Origin of the sequence: Azospirillum sp. (assembly GCF_035628975.1) — a bacterium.
Lineage (GTDB): Bacteria > Pseudomonadota > Alphaproteobacteria > Azospirillales > Azospirillaceae > Azospirillum.
This window is the reverse complement of sequence record NZ_DASPIS010000026.1, coordinates 13,089-30,091: the sequence shown is the minus strand read 5'-3', so window position 1 is coordinate 30,091 and position 17,003 is coordinate 13,089. Positions and strand designations below refer to the sequence as shown.

Sequence of the window (17,003 nt, the reverse complement as noted above, 5' to 3'; positions counted from 1 at the left end):
GCGGTACAGGCCGCGACCGTCCTACCGGCAAGCGGCGGGCCGGGAAGCGGCGGGCGGGAAGGTAGCATGGGCAACTGTGCGGCCGTCCACCGAAAATCCCATACCGGGCAACGGCTTCGCTCCACCCAAGACACTATTCGGCCGGCGTCCGTTACAGTTCGTTGCAATTGGACGACATTGGTCGCCCCTGGTTGCCGGTCGTTCCCATTCTCTCGGGCTTTCTGACAATGAAGAAAGCCATTGCCGAATGTTATTTCACGACTGGCTAAAACGATCGTGCTATGGATAGGCTCATCCGCCACACGCATCATGCCCGCCGGCCCTTTCGATGACTGTCGGCGCATTGCACGCAGGGGTGGATTTACTGATGGGCGTGGGACTACCGCACTCCCGGTCAACCGGACCGGGGCTGCCATGAAGACCGTCATGAACGAACGCGCCCCGGTCACCCGGGTCAGGAGGATGTGGATGAGCGTCACAGGATGGGACGACACCGAATCCTATACGCTTCGCGGCTCCGGCCCCCGCGGCACGGACGAGGACGCCGCCCGCGCCGGCGGATCGTCGCTGCTGACCCGCGTCATCCTGATGATCGTCGGCTGCACTCTGCTGGTCGGAATGGTCGCCATGGGCGTTTCGTCCGTCCTGGTCGGCCGCCAGCAGCGCGAGGCGGTGACCCACCGCGCCATGCTGGTCGGCACGCTCCAGGCCTCGGCCATGGGTCAGGCGGTGTGGGAGTTCGATACCCGCGCGGTGGAGGGAATGATCCGCGGCCTGATGGCCGAGGATGCCGCCGTTCGCAGCGTCAAGGTGTGGGCGGCCTCGGGTGGCCGCGGCGGCCATGGCGAACCGCTGGTGGCGCTGGAACGCCCCGCGGGACGGGCGGAACTGACGACCGTCGAACGCCAGATTTCCATTTCCGGTAGCAGCGGCGAACGCACCATGGTCGGCCTGCTGCGCCTGACCTATTCGCTGGAGGAGGCGGAAAGCGCCACCATGACCGCGCTGGCTCCGATGGCCGGGCTGGTCTTCTTCTCCCTGCTGGCCGTCATCGGCATGATCAGCATCCTGCTGAACCGGCTGGTCCTGGCGCCGCTCGCCCGGCTGACCCGATCGGCCGGCGCCATCGCGGCCGGCGACTACCGGGTGCGGCTGCGCAACCGCCGCGCCGACGAGATCGGGCAGTTGACCGTCGCCTTCAACCACATGGCGGAAACCGTCCACGACTACACCGAACGGTTGGAACAGCGTGTCGCCGAACGGACGGAAGAGCTGCGCCAGTCCAACGAGCAGCTGGCGGTGGTGAACCGTCAGGTCATGGACAGCATCCAATATGCCAGCCTGCTGCAGTCGGCCATCCTGCCCGACGAGCGCGAGATGGCGCGGCGGCTGGACGGTGTCTGCGTGCTCTGGCGCCCGCGCGACGTGGTGGGCGGCGATTTCCATATCTTCCGCGAGTTGGAGGACGGCCGCTTCCTGATCGGCGTCGCCGACTGCTCCGGCCACGGCGTGCCGGGCGCCTTCATGACGATGACGGTTTCGGCCATCCTCGACCATGTGCTGTCCGACACGCCCGACAGCGATCCCGCGGCGATCCTCGGCCGGCTGAACCGCATGGTGCGCTCGGCGCTGGCCCGCGGGCGGGACAACCCGCGCTTCGACAACGGGCTGGACATCGGGCTTTGCCTGGTGCGGCCGGACCGCGGCGACCTGCTGTTCGCCGGCGGCCGGATCGGGCTGCACATCGTCGATACCCAAGGCGGCAATGCCAAGGTCGGCGGCTCCGCATCGGTCAGCGAGGTGAAGGGCGACGCCCAGAGCCTGGGCTACCGCCGGTCGGACATCGGCCACCGCTTCACCACCCACCGGGTGGAACTGGCGCCGGGCCGCAGTTTCTACCTCACCACCGACGGTTTCCTCGACCAGGCAGGCGGCGCCCGCGGGTTCGGGTTCGGCAACCGGCGCTTCAACGCCATGCTGCTCGATCACGAAGCCATTCCCATGGCGGACCGCAAGGCCGCCTTCGCGCAGGCTCTGGCCGACCACCAGGGCGACCGTGCCCAGCGCGACGACATCACACTGATCGGCTTCTCGCTGTCACCGGCATCGGCCGCAGCGGTTTCCGGGGCCGCCGGCCCCTCCTCCCAGTTCATCCACCCGTAAGGCAGGTCGTCAAGGTACGATGAAAGGCAACGAACTCTTCAACCTGCAGGAGCTGCTGTCGCGGCAGAAGCTGCTGATCTGCTTCAGCGGACCCTTCAGCCACAGCGTCATCGAAGAGCTGGGCAAGGCGGTCCGCAATCACCTGGAAAATGAGCAGATCGAGAAATCGGCGATCATGGACGTCTTCTCCGTCTATGTGGAGCAGGCGCAGAACGTCCGCAACTATACGGCGTCGCGCGAAGCGCTGGGCAGACCGATCCCCGCGAACAGCGGCATCGTCGTGATCGGCAAGGAGGACGAACATTACGTCGTCAGCTCCGGCAATCTGGTCGAGGCGGACGACGTTCCCGGCCTGTCGGCGATGCTGGAGAAGCTGCGCGGCCTGGACAAGGCGGGGCTGAAGGCCGCCTACAAGGAACAGTCGCGCAAGCCGCGCGAAGCGGGTGCCAGCGGCGCCGGCCTGGGCCTGATCGACATGGCGCGCAAGGCCACCCGGCCGCTGGAATATTCGCTGCGCGCGGTGGACGACCGCTATTTCTTCTTCAGCCTTGAAGTCCAGCTATAAGAAATCACGGAACACGCATAATGGACAGTTTGCGGATCGAGGCAACCTCCTGCTCGCCCCTGATCGATTTCGATCCGGCGGCCGGCCTCCTGCGCATCGAGGGGGAGTCCTACCCGGAAAACTCCTTCGATTTCTACGCGCCGGTGTTCAGCTGGCTGGAGGAGTATTTGAAGGAACCGGCGCCTTCGGTGGTGCTGGACATCGGGCTCAGCTATCTGAACACCAGCAGCATCAAATGCATGATCGACGTGCTGGAGATGCTGGACGTCGCCCATCAGAAGGGCCAGACCGTATCGGTGCGCTGGCATTACGACAGCGACAACGACCGCGCTCTCGACATGGCGGAGGAGTTCGCGGAAGACGTCTCCCTGCCCTTCGAGATCCTCGCCCATTGATGACGCGTCCATCAGCCGAAATGAACTGAGCACCCGAGATGACGATGCGGTCGCAGGAACAGGAGCTTCGTCAGTGGATCGAGCGGCTGGCCCAGGATCCGGCCAATGCCGACAATCCTCTGCTGGCGGAATTCCAGAAGCTGGCGGAGCGGCATGGCAAGCTGTTGCACCAGTTCCGCAAGATCGCCAAGATCAGCGACCGGCTGCAGACCGAGACGAAGGAGATGGCGCTCCAGCAGCGCCAATTCGTTCTGATGGTCAGCCACGAGTTCCGCACGCCGCTGGCGATCATCGACAGCGCCTCGCAATTGCTGGAGCTGGAGCCGAAGCTGCCGGTCTCGGCCATGCCGCGGGTGGGAAAGATCCGCAACGCGGTGCAGCGGATGCTTCACCTGATCGAGCGCTGCCTGACCGATGAACGGCTGGGGACCGCCGCCGCCCGGCCGACGGCCTTCGACCTCGCCGCCATGCTGACGGGGCTGGTGGGGGACATGGGGGCGTCGGCGGCCGGCCACAGGGTCGAACTGCAGGGCGTCGATCGGCCGGTGCCAATTCCCGGCGACCGCGACCTTTTGGCCGTTGTGTTTTCCAACCTGCTGGAGAACGCTGTGAAGTACTCGCCGAACGGAGGGACGATCCGCCTCGACCTCTCCACCGGCGAGGGGCACGTGACGGTGCGGGTGGCGGACGAAGGGATCGGCGTCAATGCGGCCGACGCGGCGCGGCTGTTCGACAAGTATTTCCGGGCGTCCAACGCCGCCGGCACCACCGGCGCGGGTTTGGGGCTGCATCTCGCCCGCTGCATCGTGGAGACCCACGGCGGCGGGATCACGGTGGCGAGCCAGCCCGGTCAAGGCGCCGCCTTCACGGTCCGCCTGCCGCTCGCCCGCACCACTCCCGCTCAGGCGGCTGCGGTTGCGGCGGAACCGCCTGTACCGGAGCCGTCCATGACGGAGCCGGCGACATGAGCGGCGGCGCGAAGTCCGGTGACGCGAGGGTAACGGGCCTGCCCAGGCGCTGGGCACTGCGGCGGGGAACGGTGGGGATGATGCTGCAGGAACAGAAGCTCCAGGACTGGCTCGCCCGCCTCGCCGAAAACGAGGATTACGCTGCCCACCCGCTGATGACCGAATTCCGCGCCCTGGCGGACGAACACCTGAAGCTGATGCGCCAGCTGACGAAGATCGCCAAGATCAGTGACCGCATGCAGACCGACACGCGGCAGATGGCCCAGGCGCTGCATGCGGCCTCGCAGACCGATCCGCTGACAGAACTGCCCAACCGCCGCCATATGGTCGATCGCCTGGAAGCCGAGCTGTGCCGCGTCGGCCGGAACGGCGGCGGTAGCGGCGGCTTCGCCCTGATCATGTTGGACATCGACCATTTCAAGGAGGTCAACGACGCCTTCGGCCATGCCGCGGGCGATCACGTGCTGGTGGAGGCCGCAGGTCTGTTGCGCCGGAACCTGCGCGGGCATGACCTGTGCGCCCGCTGGGGCGGGGAGGAGTTCCTGATCCTTCTGCCGGACACCGATCAGATCCAGGCGGAAGCGGTGGCGGAAAAGCTGCGCGGGCTGATCGCCCACCAACCCATCGCCCACCAGGGGAACAGCATCGCCGTCACGCTCAGCCTGGGCGTCGCCGCCTACCGGTCCGGGAGGACCGCGGACGACTGCATCCAGGCCGCCGACGATGCGCTCTACATTGCCAAGCGCGCCGGACGAAACAGGTGGGCCACAGCGGCATAAGCCGCCGTGATGCCGGCCTTTCTCAATCCACCCTTTCTCAATCCGCCCCTTCTCAATCCGCCCCTTCTCAATCCGTATCGACCTGCGGCTCGGCGGCTGCCGGTGCCGCAGCGACGATCTGCAATTCCTCCAGCTGCGCCAGGGCGCCGGCCATCCCGGTGGCGACCAGATTGGCATCGGTCTCCGCACTTGCGCGTTCCGGCACTTCGGCATCGGGGTGGGCGCTCCACAGGCAGAGCAGGATCGGCAGGCGGGGACCGAAATGCAGGCGCAGCCGGCGCAGCAGCCGGCGCGAATGACCCAGCGACGAGGGGTTGAGGGAGGACAGAACCACCGCGTCGATGCCCGCCGTGCCGAGGCTGGCGATGGCCCTGGTCGACACCTTCTCGCACGGGATCACATCGGTGCGGATGCCGCGGCCGGTCAGCAGGTAGGCGAGCAGCCCGGCCGCCGCCTCGTCCAGATTGTTGCGGGCGCCGATGCAGAGCACCCGTGGCGCATCCTCCGGCGGAGTGCCGGTTTCGGACAGTTCGTCCAGCAGGCTCGCCATCCCGTCCGCCACCGCCTGACGGCCCTCAGGGTTCAGGGTCCCGCGCTGGCGGTCCTGCTCGGCCAGCGACAGGGCGGGCAGCAGCAAGCCGTCCGCCATTTCCACCGGGGTGCCCTTGCCGAGCCGTTCCTCCGCGATCTCGGTCGCCTCGACCGGATCGCGGGCCAGCAGGCGCTGGTAAACCTTCGCCTCGTCGGGCAGGACGGGGCGGTCGCCCAGCATCACCTCCAGGAAATGCAGCTGCGGCACGTGGCGGCCCAGCACCACGAGGCAGACGGTCAGCGGCGTGGCCAGCAGCAGGCCGACCGGCCCCCACAAAGTCGTCCACACCACCGCCGCGATGATGATGGCGAGCGAGGACAGGCCGGTCGCCGTCCCGTAGAGCCAGGGCTCCACCACATTGTTGGAAAACAGCTCCACCGCCACGAACAATGCGATGCACAGCAGGGGCAGGGTCCAACCGGTGTCGACCGCAAAGGACAGCAGGATGGGAAAGGCCGAGGCGATCACCGGCCCCAGGAAGGGGATGAAGCGCAGCACCGTCGCCATCAGCCCCCAAAGCAGCGGATTCGGCACGCCGAGCAGCCACAGGCCGATGCCGATCGGAATGCCGTAGGTGACATTGACCACCACCTGCATCAACAGGTAGCGGCTGACCCGCTCGCCCGCATCGTTCATCGCCTCCGTGGTGCGGCTGAGATCGCCGGACCCGACCAGCCGGATCAGGCGGTCGCGCAGATCCTCGCGCTGCAACAGCATGAAGATGGTGAAGACCAGCACCAGGCCGGCCATGGCGATCGGCGTCATCGCCGGGCCAAGGACCCGGCGCACGAGGTCGAAGACGCCGGCATCGGATTGGTCGAGGCGGACCGGCACCGGCTCCCGGCGCGGCGGGCTGGCAGTCGTGCCGGAGGGCGTGCCGGATGGTGGCGCGGCCGGAGCGGCACCGGCCGCGGGTTGCGCCGGCTGTTCGCCGGCGGTCGCCTTCTCCAACTCCTGCTGAAGGTCGCGGAAGGCGTCGGTCGCCTGCTTCAGCGCGCCGCGGTCCCCGGTCGACGAGGTGGCGGTGCGCAGGGTCTGGATCTTGGTGTGGATGTTGCGCTGGTAGGTCGGCAGATTCTCCGCCAGATCGCCGAGTTGGCTCCCCACCACCGCGCCGAAGCCGATGATGGCCATGAACAGCAGGACCACCACCGCCAGCACCGACGGCACCCGGCCCAGATGCCAGCGTTCCAGCCGGCTTACGATGGGCGTCAGCACGAAGCCGAGCAGCACCGCCAGCGCGATCGGTATCAGGATGTCGGCCGCCAGATACAGCGTCACCACGATCAGCGTGATGATCAGCAGGATCGTCTGGGTCGAGGCGGGAGGCGCGGCCTTGGTCACCGCGATGGGGCGTGCCTGCAGCCGGCGGGCGGTGTCCTCGGCCATGATCGTCGGGCTTTCCGGAAGGGAGAATGCCCCACAGGAACACCGGCCATACCGACGCGTTCCCTCGCCCGCCGAACGCAGTGACGGAGAGGGAGCCGCAGCCAGGAAGTCGTCGTCAGGAACCCGCCGTCAGGGAAGCGGCTGCTGTTGCGTAATGCAGTGGATGCCGCCGCCGCCGCGAACGATGTCCATGGCGGCGATCTGCACCACCTCGCGGTCGGGGAAGGCCTTGCGGACGACACGGTAAGCCTCGTCGTCGGCCGGATCCTCGAAGGCCGGCATGACGATGCCGCCATTGGCGATGTAGAGGTTGGTGTAGGACAGGGTCAGGCGCACGCCGTTCTCGTCGCGGCGGGCGGGCTGCTGGATCGGGATGACCTCGAGCGCGCGGCCCTTGGCGTCGCGGGCGCGCTTCAGCCGGTCGAGATTGTCCTGGAAGGCCTTGAAATTGGCGTCGCGGGGATCGTCGGTGGTGATCGCCATCACCACGCCCGGGCGGACGAACAGCGCGATTTCGTCGATATGGCCGTCGGTCTCGTCGTCCTGATAGCCCTCGCCCAACCAGATGACCGTCTCGATGCCGAGATGGTCCTTCAGGTTCCGCTCGATCTCGTCCTTCGACAGGCCGGGATTGCGGTTGGGGTTCAGCAGGCATTGTTCGGTGGTGATCAGCGTCCCCTCCCCGTCCACATGGAACGAGCCGCCCTCCATCACCAGCGGGGCGGAAATGCAGGGAAGCTTGAGGTGGTCGAGAATCAGGCGGCCGACCTGTTGGTCCTTCTCGCAGCCGTCGTAATTGCCGCCCCAGGCGTTGAAGCCCCAGTGCACGCCGGCCAGCCCGCCCTTGCCGTCGACGACGAAGCTGGGACCGGTATCGCGAATCCAGGAATCGCTGATCGGCAGCGGCAGGATCTGCACGCCGGGACCGCAGGCGAGCGAGGCTTCGGCCACATCCGCCGGGTCGCACACCATCGTCACCGGCTCGAACCGGGAAATGGACTGCGCGACCTCGGCGTAGGCGTCGCATGCCGCGTCGAAAGCGCCCTCCGGCCAGGTTTCCGGCCGGCACGGCCACGCCATCCAGCAACCGCTGTGGCGAGCCCATTCGCCGGGCATGTGGAAGCCTTGACCCGTCGGCGTCGGGGCGTTCGGTGTCGTCATGCGTCGATCCCTCTACCCTTTTGTTCTCTGCGCATATCCCTTGGGCGCATATCCCTTGGCCCATTACGGCGGCGGCACCAAAGCCGGCCGGCACACCGTATGGTCGGGACATTTTTCATCCCAACCCACCCTAACCACGGGAGCGCGCGTTTGGCAATCGCGTCCACGGCAGCGGGCACTTGGCCTGATGGCAGAGGAACTTTTCAAAGGACGCGATCAAGGGGTCGCGTCGGCATGCCGGGAGAGGGAGCCGGCATGAAGTCCGGTCAGTGGCCGGACGGCGGGCGCAGGGCGCGGCGGGCGGTGACCGTACGGGTGGTCGAATAAGCAGTGGAAACGGGATTGAAGAATCCGAGCCTCAACAAGGGGAACCACAGGAGCGCGCGCATGGCACAGCCTCTTTCGCTGTTGACGATGGCTTCAACATAGCAAAAGAAACGGGCAATTGCCATCCGTAGCGGCACGGGTCTGCCGAGCGCGGATGGGTAGGCTGGTGAAAACGACTGCGGACCGGCCGGCAAATGCTTCCGGCCGGACCGCGCTAACCTCAATCCTCGAGGCTCAGCCGTTCTGGATCGCCATCTGCTCGTCGCGTTTGCGCTGACGCTCCTGGCGGGCCATGACGATGCTGGCGACGAAGATGCCGGTCGCCACCACCAGCACCATCAGGGTGGCCAGCGCGTTGATCTGCGGGCTGATGCCGAACTTCACGCTGGAGAAGATCACCATCGGCAGCGTCGTCGAGCCGGGACCGGAAACGAAGCTCGCCACCACCACGTCGTCCAGCGACAGGGTGAAGGCCAGCAGCCACCCGGCGACCAGCGCCGGGGCGATCAGCGGCAGGGTGATGACGAAGAACACCTTGGCCGGGCGGGCGCCCAGATCCATCGCCGCCTCTTCCAGGCTGCCGTCCATGCCGGCAAGCCGCGACTGGATGACCACCGCGACGTAGGACATGGTGAAGGTGGTGTGGGCGATGGTGATGGTGGTGATGCCGCGCCCGTCGGGCCAGCCCAGCCACTGCTCCATCGCCACGAACAGCAGCAGAAGCGACAGGCCGGTGATGACCTCCGGCATGACCAGCGGGGCGGTGATCATGCCGCCGAACAGCGTCCGGCCGCGGAACCGCCCGAACCGGACCAGCGCCAGCCCGGCGCAGGTACCCAGCAGCACCGACAGCGTCGCCGACACCGCCGCCACCTGGAAGGACAGCAGGGCCGCGTCCAGCAGGGTGTCGTTGTGGATCAGTTCCGCATACCATTTGGTCGAGAAGCCGCTCCACACCGTCACCAGCCGCGACTCGTTGAAGCTGTAGACGATCAGCAACGCGATGGGGACGTAGAGGAAGGCATAGCCGAACCACAGCGCCCAGGACAGGAACCCGATCCGTTTCATCGGCCGGCCTCCGCCTGTTTGCCCTGCACATGCTGGAAGATCATGATCGGCACCACCAGGACCAGCAGAAGCGCGATGGCGACGGCCGACGCGACCGGCCAGTCGCGGTTGGCGAAGAACTCGTTCCACAGCACGCGGCCGATCATCAGCGTGTCGGGACCGCCCAGCAGTTCCGGAGTCACGAACTCGCCCACCGCCGGGATGAAGACCAGCAGCGAACCGGCGATGATACCCGGCAGCGACAGCGGCAGCGTAATCGACAGGAAGGATCTGAAAGGCCGCGAGCCGAGGTCGGCCGCCGCCTCCAGCAGGCTGGGGTCCATCTTCTCAAGCGTCGAATAGAGCGGCAGCACCATGAAGGGCAGATAGCAGTAGGTCATGCCGATATAGACCGCCCAGTCGGAATAGAGGATTTCCACCGGACCGCTGGTGATGCCCGTCCATTCCAGCAAATTGCTGATGACGCCGTTGCCCTTGAGGATGCCGATCCAGGCATAGATGCGGATCAGGAAGCTGGTCCAGAAGGGCAGGATCACCAGCATCATCAGCGGCCCGCGCCGCGACGGCTCGGCCTTGGCGATGGCGTAGGCCATGGGATAGCCGATCGCCAGGCACAGCAGCGTGGTGACCGCCGCGATCCTCAGCGAGTTCAGGTAGGCGAGGATGTAGAGATCGTCCCCGCCCAGCCGGAAGTAATTGCTGATGTTCAGCAGGACCTGCAGCTTCGAGGTGCCGGCATCCTCGTCGGTCAGCCATTCCACCAGCGACGAATAGGGCGGCTGGGCGATGATCGATTCGGAGAAGCTGATGCCGAAGACGATCAGGAAGGGCACCATGAAGAACAGCAGCAGCCACAGATAGGGGACGGCGACGACCACGCCGCGCCCCCACAGCCCGATCCGGCTGAGGCCAGAAACGAGGATGGCGACGACCGTCCTCATTGGGTCAGCACCACGCCGGCGAAGGGACGCCAGGTCAGGGTCACCTCGTCCTCCCAGGTGATCGGCATTTCGGTGCGGCGGGTGACGTTGGGGGCGGTGACGCGCACCGTCTTGCCGGTCGGCAATTGCACCAGATAGATCGACACGTCGCCGAGATAGGCGATCTCCCGCACGATTCCGGTGGTGCGGTTGCGGCCGTCGCCGTCGGGGCCCGGCTCCTTCGACAGCGCGATCTTCTCCGGCCGGATGGCGACGGAGACCGGGGAGCCGGCCGGCGCCGGGGTGGCGTGGGCGATCAGCAGCTCGCAGCCGGCCTCCTCCGACGCGACGATCACCTGATCGCCGTCGGTCTCCACGACGCGACCGTCGAACATGTTGATCGAGCCGATGAACTCCGCCACGAAGCGGTTGTGCGGGTATTCATAGATTTCGGTCGGCGTGCCCACCTGCGCGATGACGCCATGGTTCATCACGGCGATGCGCGAGGACATGGTCATCGCCTCTTCCTGGTCGTGGGTCACGACGATGAAGGTGACGCCCAGCTTTTCCTGGATGTTGACCAGCTCGAACTGCGTGCGCTCGCGCAGCTTCTTGTCGAGCGCCCCCAGCGGCTCGTCCAGCAGAAGCAGCTTCGGCCGCTTGACCAGCGAACGGGCGAGCGCGACGCGCTGGCGCTGGCCGCCGGACAGCTGGTGCGGGCGGCGCTTGCCGAAGGCCGACAGCTGGACCATGCCCAGCATCTCCTCCACCCGGTCGCGGATCTCCGCCTTCGCCACCCCGTCCTGTTTCAGGCCGAAGGCGACGTTCTGCTCCACCGTCATGTGGGGGAACAGGGCGTAGGACTGGAACATCATGTTGACCGGCCGCTCATAGGGCGGGATGCCGGCCATATCGACGCCGTCGATGAAGATCTTGCCCTCGGTCGGCTGCTCGAACCCCGCCAGCATGCGCAGCAGCGTCGTCTTGCCGGAGCCCGAGCCGCCGAGCAGGGCGAAGAACTCGTTTCGGTAGATCGACAGGCTGACCTCGTCCACCGCGACGAAGTCGCCGAACGTCTTTGTCACCTTTTCGATGCGGACATAAGGCGTCTGGCCCGCGTCCTGCCACGGTTCCAGGCGGGTGGGCTTGCGAATCGGCTGACCGGCCATCCGGTATCCTCTTTCATGACAACGCCCCGGCAGTTCCCCATCGCTGGGGATCGGCCGGGGCGGGCCGGCGCCACGAAACGGCGCCTCAGGGGGGCGGCTTACTTGCCGGTCTTGACCTTGGTCCACACGCGGGTGCGGGCGCGGTCGGTGGCCTGCTTGATCTGCTTCAGCGAAAACAGCTTCAGATTGCTGTCGGCCGGCAGGAAGATGCCGGGGTTCGACTTGATGTCGTCGGCGACCGTCGCCAGCGACCCAGGCACCGCGTTGGCGTAGCTGACCTTGTTGGAGATGTTCGCCATGTTGGCCGGATCGAGCGCAAAGTTGATGAACTCGTGCGCACCGTCCTTGTTCGGCGCATCGGCCGGAACCGCCAGCGTGTCCCACCAGACCTGCACGCCTTCCTTCGGCGTGATGTATTCCACCTTGGCGCTCTTGGCCTCGGCGGCGCGGGCGGCACCCTGAATGGCGTCGCCGTTGTAGGCCATCACGACGCAGGCATCGCCGCCGGCGAGGATGTTGATGTTCTCACCCGTCACGAAGCGCTTGATGTAGGGGCGGACCGCCATCAGCGTCTTTTCGACCTTCTCCAGATCCTCCTTCTTTTCGGAGTTCGGATCCAGGCCGAGATAGTTCAGCACCGACGGGATGACGTCGATGGCCGAATCCATCACGGTGATGCCGCAGGCCGAAACCTTCTTTGCCACTTCCGGCTTGAAGATCAGGTCCCAGCTGTCCAGCGCAACGTCGGGGGCGACGGCCTTGATCTTTTCCGGGATGATGGCGATGCCGACGGTCCCGCCGAGATAGGGCACGGCGAACTTGTTGCCGGGATCGGAATTCTCCAGCAGCTTCAGGACCTTGGGGTCGATGTTCTTGTAGTTGGGGATCTTCGACTTGTCGAGCGGCCCCACGACCTTCGCCTGGATCAGGCGCGACAGGGTCGGCTCCGCGGTCGGCACGATCACGTCGTAGCCGGACTTGCCGACCAGCACCTTCTGCTCCAGCAGTTCCAGGCTGTCGTACAGGTCGACCTTCGTCTCAGCGCCCGTGGCCTTGGTAAAGTCGGCGAGGGTCGTCTCACCCAGATAGTCGTTCCAGATGTAGATGTTGACCGGCTTCTTGGCCTGGGCCATCGCCGGGCCGGCGATGGCAATCGCCGCGACCGCGCCGATGAGGCTGAGAGCGAATTTCTTCATGGTTTGCCCCGACCTGTTCGTCTGTGTTGCGGGCGCCGCCACATCCCAACGGCACACCCGGCTCGCGGGCGCTATTGCACCCAGGCCCGGGTATGTTGTCAACGGTTTGGGTCGAGTTTTCAGGTGCCTGCGACTGACGCCTGCGGAGTTGGGGCATGCCGAAAGGAAGGTGGCGGCCGGCCGCGCTGCCCAAGGGCCGAAAAGCCCATGTTGCAGGTATCGCGGCCGGCAAGGCAAAGCCTCTCCCCGTTTGATGGCCTGACGGCCGGCAACCGGGTCGCCCACGCTGAAATTGCATACGCCAGTATTTTCGCTCGCGACTATGCGGTCAGTTATATCCCTCGCAACTTTCGGGTCAATGCCACAATTGTCGCGGTTTGTTTCCGAACTGAAAGACGAGACGACACAAGGCGTTTCCGGACAATGGCATGCAATTCGACGGGTGCGGATGGAGCCCGCCGCCTCCCCGCCACCTCCCTCAGCTTTGCGCCGTCAGCACCACGCCCAGCACGACCAGCAGCGTGCCGATCACGCGGGTCAGGCTCATGCTTTCGCCCAGCAGCAGGACGCCGAGCGCCAGCGTGACCAGGAAGCCCAGACCGACGAAGGGATAGGCCATGGTGACCTCGACCTTCGCCAGAACGGCCAGCCACACCACCATGCCCAGCCCATAGCAGGCGAGGCCGGTCAGGACATGCGGCGTGGCGACGACCGACAGGGCGATCCGCCCGGCTTCCCCCTGCGCCAGGGCGGTCGACACCGCCGGGCTGGACATGCCGATCTTCAGGGAAATCTGAGCGATGGCGGACAGCGTAACGCTCAGCAGGATCAATCCGACGACAGCGATGGGCATGGGAACTCCGGCAGGATTGCGGAAGACAGGGGACCGGCTGTTTCAGGTCCGGCCGAAGACGAGCACGACGGCGCAGACCAGACCGATGGCGAGGCTCCACTTGTCGCGGGCGGCAAACACCACCGGGTCGTCGTGCATCAGCCCGCGGTGGGTCTGCAGCCACACCCGCCCGATCCAGAAAAGCAGAAGCGGGCAGATGATCCACAGCGCCTGCGGCTGATCATAGATGCGTCCGACCTCCGGACTGTTGATGTAGAGCGCCATCACCAGCACCGAGAGGAAGCCGGCGGAAACGCCGATGGATTGCAGGACCGGCATGTCGGCGGTCAGGTAGCCGCGCCCCTCCGCCTGCCCCAGCCCGAGCTTCAGCATGCTGTCCATCTCCGAATAGCGCTTCACCATCGCGAGGCTGAGGAAGAGGAACATGGAAAAGGCCAGCAGCCAGAAGGACGGGACGATGGCCGTCGCCGTGGCGCCACCAAGCACGCGCAGCGAATACAGCCCGGCCAGCAGCATCACGTCCCAGATCACCCGGTTCTTGGCGAACAGGTTGTAGAACAGCGACGAGGCGGCATAGGTCGCCAGCGCCGCCAGGAACAGCGGCGGCAGGGTCAGCACCGACAGGACGACGCTCGCCAGCAGGAGGCCGGGGATCAGCGACAGGCCGAGGTCGAGCGGCAGGTCACCCGCGGCGAAGGGCCGCCGGCACTTGCGCGGGTGGCGCCGGTCGGCCGGCAGGTCGAGCAGGTCGTTCAGCACATAGATGCTCGACGCGCACAGCCCGAAGGCCAGGAAGGCCGCCACCGCTTGCAGAGCCGGCCCGATCTCGCCCAGCTTCTGGCCGGCCAGCAGGGGCACGAAGACCAGAAGGTTCTTCAGCCACTGGTGCAGGCGCAGCGCCCGCAGGATCAGCAGCAGGCGCGGCCGGCGCGGGGTTGCGATGGTCTCGATCGGGCACAGGGTCGCGGCGTGGCGCACCACGGCGGCGGACGCGTCCACCGCGATGCCGCGGCGGGCCGCGCGCCAGACGGCATAGTCGGCCTCGTCATTGCCGATGTAGTCGAAGACGCCGGACGGCACCTGAGCCCGGATCGCCGCCAGTTTGCGCTCGCTCTTCAGGTTGATGCCGTCGCTGCTGGCGAGGACCTGATCGAACAGGCCCAGATGGCGGGCGATGGCATCGGCGTAGCGGTGGTGTGCGGCAGTGGCCAGCACCAGCCGGCGACCGCGTTCGCGCTCCGCCTGCAGCCGCTCCAGAACGGCTTGGTTATAGACCAGACCGGCCGGATCGATGTCCACCCGCCGGGCCAGCTCCGCCTTCAGCCGCGCCTTGCCCCCGGCCAGCCAGACCGGTACCAGCAGCGCGGTCCAGGGCCGCGCCTTGATCAACCCGAACAGCGATTCGTAGAGCAGGTCGGTCCGCAGCAGCGTGCCGTCGAGGTCGACGAACAGCGGGGGCTCCACGGCGACCGGTGATGCCGGCCGCTCGGCTTCGGCAGCCGGGGTCAAAGCCGCGACGTTGGGAGCGGGAGCGGAGGCACCGGCAACTGCGGCACCTCCTTCGGCCGCCTCGCCCCGGCCCGGCCCGGACGTTGCGGTACGGTCATGCCGGCCGGTCAGCACGCACACGAGGCCGAGCAGCATCAGCGTGGCGAAGAACAGGTAGGACTGCAGGATGTTCAGCGGCGTCGCCGCAAGCGCATTGACCGGCCAGAACAGCAGGTTGCCGGCCAGGAAATAGGCGGTCGCCAGCAGCGCGAAGGCACCCGCAGGACGCCTCACGCCGGGCGCCAGCAGGATGAGGAAGGCCAGCGCGAAGGCCGGCAGAAGGATGCCGTAATGATGCACCCAGGCGACCGGAGACCCGGTGGTGAAGCAGAGGCCGGCGATGGCGAAGGCGACGATCCGGTCCGCGCCGCGGTCGCGGCGGCGCCACAGCAGGCCGAAGGCGAAGAAGGCGATGCCGGAAAGCTGGGTCGCGATGTGCACCACGGGGTGGTAGGGGGCGAAGGCCTCCGCCGACCAATCCAGATTGTTGCCGTTGTGCAGCAGGCGGTTGACCAGCCCGTTGACGGTCTGGTTGACGTGATAGCTCTCGCCATGGCGGCCGATGAACAGCAGCACGTCGAGGTAATCGATCATCGGCGCGAAGCCGTAGAGCAGGGTCGCCACCGCCACGCCGGGGACCACCACAGCCGCCCAGCCGGCCGCCATGCGCCAGTCCCCCCGCAGGACCGCCCAAGCCAGGAACAGCGACATCTGCGGCTTCATCAGCGTCGATGCGCCGAGCAGCGCGCCGCACAACGCCCGGCGGTCGCGCAGCAGGGCGATGCAGGCGAAGACGAAGGCGGCATTCAGCCAGACCTGCACCTGCCCCAGCGAAAAAGCCTTCAGCACCGGATAGAAGCACAGGGTTGCGGCGAAGCCGAACCCGCCCAGCAGCACCTGGGTCAGCCGGTCGTCCCGTTGGTCTGGGCGCAGTCCAGGCAAGCGCAGCCATGCCGCCATCTCCAGCATCAGGATCGCCATGCCGGCCGCCGTCGCCAGAACGAACATCAGGTTGATGCGTTCGAACGCCGCGAGGTTCAGGATGCCGAACGCCTGCATCGCCTCCAACGGCAGAAGCGATGTCACGGGATACTGGAACTTGATGTGCTGCTGGAAGAACACGCCTTCATAGACGTTTTCGCCGGGGCGGTCGTGCAGCCAGTTCAGCGCCGCGATCATCGGATCCCACGAATCGACCGGAACCAGATCCGGATTTTCCAGCACGAACAGATTCTGGATGTCGGTCAGGTTGCTGGCATGGCCGCCACGGTGAAGCGCCAGCCCGAGCAGGCCGGTGGTCAGCACGACGAACAGCAGCGCGAGAACGACGACGCGCTGGATCCGCCCGGCTCGATGGACACCTGTTGGAAGGGATGTGATCGCGGGCTGCATGCTCATACTTGGCCATCCATCGGTTGCGTCGAGACGGTGCGTTTCCGCCGGCTCGACAAGCCGGCAGAGCAAAGAGGGCGCACACCACGGCGACGCGGCGCGCAATGCCCACGGCAGATGCGGTCGAAAAGCTTGACTGTTTTCAAAGGAGATAACAAATTGGCCACTGCGGCATTGCCGGGTGGCGCCGGCACTTCCTTTTTCAGCCCGACGGTATGGTTGAAAAATACATCACTGTTTTATTTTGAAAGTCTTCGATTTCGTGTGCGGCCGCCCATAATCGAGATATCGGCAACCTCGCGTTTTTCTGCTTTCTGCCCACGACCGGGCAGCGCGGACGTGGAAAGCCGCGGCCCCAGGCGCCTGGACGGGGTGGGAATGCCTCCCCGCCGGGTTAAGACTTGGGCCGGGATGGGCCGGGATGCGCCCGCAGGGTGGAGCGTTCCGCCGGATGTCGGGAAAATCCGGGTGGATGAGCTCACGAAAGGAGAATTGGCCGGCGCGAAGCGGCAGACGGC

At 66.4% G+C, this 17,003-nt stretch carries 13 protein-coding genes; 5 read left to right on the top strand and 8 right to left on the bottom strand.

Translation table 11 applies throughout. The features are described from left to right. Positions 1-468 precede the first annotated feature (468 nt). The 5 genes from VD964_RS05185 to VD964_RS05165 are packed head-to-tail and all read left to right on the top strand — an operon-like array spanning position 469 to position 4,870. Complete coding sequence (locus VD964_RS05185; RefSeq protein ID WP_324866253.1) at positions 469-2,163, top strand: SpoIIE family protein phosphatase; 1,695 nt, start codon at positions 469-471, stop codon at positions 2,161-2,163. A gap of 19 nt (positions 2,164-2,182) precedes the next feature. Continuing rightward, complete coding sequence (locus tag VD964_RS05180) at positions 2,183-2,728, top strand: SiaB family protein kinase (protein ID WP_324866251.1); 546 nt, start codon at positions 2,183-2,185, stop codon at positions 2,726-2,728. Positions 2,729-2,748: 20 nt separating this feature from the next. Continuing rightward, positions 2,749-3,123: a biofilm regulation phosphoprotein SiaC gene (siaC, locus tag VD964_RS05175; protein WP_324866249.1), complete on the top strand. Its 375-nt coding sequence runs from the start codon at positions 2,749-2,751 to the stop codon at positions 3,121-3,123. 38 nt (positions 3,124-3,161) lie between these two features. Continuing rightward, entirely contained in the window at positions 3,162-4,091 is a 930-nt protein-coding gene (locus tag VD964_RS05170) for a HAMP domain-containing sensor histidine kinase (RefSeq protein ID WP_324866247.1), read from the top strand. Further along, on the top strand, positions 4,088-4,870 hold the full coding sequence (locus VD964_RS05165; protein ID WP_324866245.1) for a GGDEF domain-containing protein: 783 nt from the start codon (positions 4,088-4,090) through the stop codon (positions 4,868-4,870). Before VD964_RS05170 ends, VD964_RS05165 begins: the two co-directional genes overlap by 4 nt. A 67-nt stretch (positions 4,871-4,937) precedes the next feature. Here the strand turns inward: VD964_RS05165 and VD964_RS05160 are convergent, their stop codons facing one another. The 8 genes from VD964_RS05160 to VD964_RS05125 all read right to left on the bottom strand — a co-directional run bounded on the left by VD964_RS05160 (position 4,938) and on the right by VD964_RS05125 (position 16,491). After that, positions 4,938-6,851, bottom strand: a complete 1,914-nt coding sequence (locus VD964_RS05160) for an AI-2E family transporter (protein ID WP_324866243.1) — start codon at positions 6,849-6,851, stop codon at positions 4,938-4,940. A 129-nt stretch (positions 6,852-6,980) separates the two neighbouring features. Beyond that, positions 6,981-8,012 carry an agmatine deiminase family protein gene (locus VD964_RS05155; protein ID WP_324866241.1) on the bottom strand — a complete coding sequence of 344 codons (1,032 nt, stop codon included), beginning with the start codon at positions 8,010-8,012 and terminating at the stop codon, positions 6,981-6,983. A gap of 561 nt (positions 8,013-8,573) precedes the next feature. Then, positions 8,574-9,407, bottom strand: coding sequence for an ABC transporter permease subunit (locus VD964_RS05150; RefSeq protein ID WP_014249599.1), 834 nt, complete (start codon positions 9,405-9,407; stop codon positions 8,574-8,576). Beyond that, on the bottom strand, positions 9,404-10,348 hold the full coding sequence (locus VD964_RS05145; RefSeq protein WP_324866238.1) for an ABC transporter permease subunit: 945 nt from the start codon (positions 10,346-10,348) through the stop codon (positions 9,404-9,406). Before VD964_RS05145 ends, VD964_RS05150 begins: the two co-directional genes overlap by 4 nt. Next, positions 10,345-11,496, bottom strand: a complete 1,152-nt coding sequence (locus VD964_RS05140) for an ABC transporter ATP-binding protein (RefSeq protein ID WP_324866236.1) — start codon at positions 11,494-11,496, stop codon at positions 10,345-10,347. The genes VD964_RS05145 and VD964_RS05140 overlap by 4 nt, the downstream gene beginning before the upstream one ends. A 98-nt stretch (positions 11,497-11,594) precedes the next feature. Next, positions 11,595-12,692: an extracellular solute-binding protein gene (locus VD964_RS05135; protein ID WP_324866234.1), complete on the bottom strand. Its 1,098-nt coding sequence runs from the start codon at positions 12,690-12,692 to the stop codon at positions 11,595-11,597. A 478-nt stretch (positions 12,693-13,170) separates the two neighbouring features. Beyond that, complete coding sequence (locus tag VD964_RS05130; RefSeq protein WP_324866233.1) at positions 13,171-13,545, bottom strand: EamA family transporter; 375 nt, start codon at positions 13,543-13,545, stop codon at positions 13,171-13,173. A gap of 42 nt (positions 13,546-13,587) precedes the next feature. Beyond that, positions 13,588-16,491, bottom strand: a complete 2,904-nt coding sequence (locus VD964_RS05125; RefSeq protein ID WP_324866230.1) for a UbiA family prenyltransferase — start codon at positions 16,489-16,491, stop codon at positions 13,588-13,590. Positions 16,492-17,003: the final 512 nt, after the last annotated feature.

What these genes read in the sequence shown, in the direction of transcription:
- VD964_RS05170 (WP_324866247.1), top strand. Translation starts at nt 3,162, where the DNA reads ATGACGATGCGGTCGCAGGAACAGGAGCTTCGTCAGTGGATCGAGCGG.
- siaC (WP_324866249.1), top strand. Translation starts at nt 2,749, where the DNA reads ATGGACAGTTTGCGGATCGAGGCAACCTCCTGCTCGCCCCTGATCGAT.
- VD964_RS05150 (WP_014249599.1), bottom strand. Translation starts at nt 9,407, where the DNA reads ATGAAACGGATCGGGTTCCTGTCCTGGGCGCTGTGGTTCGGCTATGCC.
- VD964_RS05125 (WP_324866230.1), bottom strand. Translation starts at nt 16,491, where the DNA reads ATGAGCATGCAGCCCGCGATCACATCCCTTCCAACAGGTGTCCATCGA.
- VD964_RS05160 (WP_324866243.1), bottom strand. Translation starts at nt 6,851, where the DNA reads ATGGCCGAGGACACCGCCCGCCGGCTGCAGGCACGCCCCATCGCGGTG.
- VD964_RS05165 (WP_324866245.1), top strand. Translation starts at nt 4,088, where the DNA reads ATGAGCGGCGGCGCGAAGTCCGGTGACGCGAGGGTAACGGGCCTGCCC.
- VD964_RS05140 (WP_324866236.1), bottom strand. Translation starts at nt 11,496, where the DNA reads ATGGCCGGTCAGCCGATTCGCAAGCCCACCCGCCTGGAACCGTGGCAG.
- VD964_RS05130 (WP_324866233.1), bottom strand. Translation starts at nt 13,545, where the DNA reads ATGCCCATCGCTGTCGTCGGATTGATCCTGCTGAGCGTTACGCTGTCC.
- VD964_RS05185 (WP_324866253.1), top strand. Translation starts at nt 469, where the DNA reads ATGAGCGTCACAGGATGGGACGACACCGAATCCTATACGCTTCGCGGC.
- VD964_RS05145 (WP_324866238.1), bottom strand. Translation starts at nt 10,348, where the DNA reads ATGAGGACGGTCGTCGCCATCCTCGTTTCTGGCCTCAGCCGGATCGGG.
- VD964_RS05135 (WP_324866234.1), bottom strand. Translation starts at nt 12,692, where the DNA reads ATGAAGAAATTCGCTCTCAGCCTCATCGGCGCGGTCGCGGCGATTGCC.
- VD964_RS05180 (WP_324866251.1), top strand. Translation starts at nt 2,183, where the DNA reads ATGAAAGGCAACGAACTCTTCAACCTGCAGGAGCTGCTGTCGCGGCAG.
- VD964_RS05155 (WP_324866241.1), bottom strand. Translation starts at nt 8,012, where the DNA reads ATGACGACACCGAACGCCCCGACGCCGACGGGTCAAGGCTTCCACATG.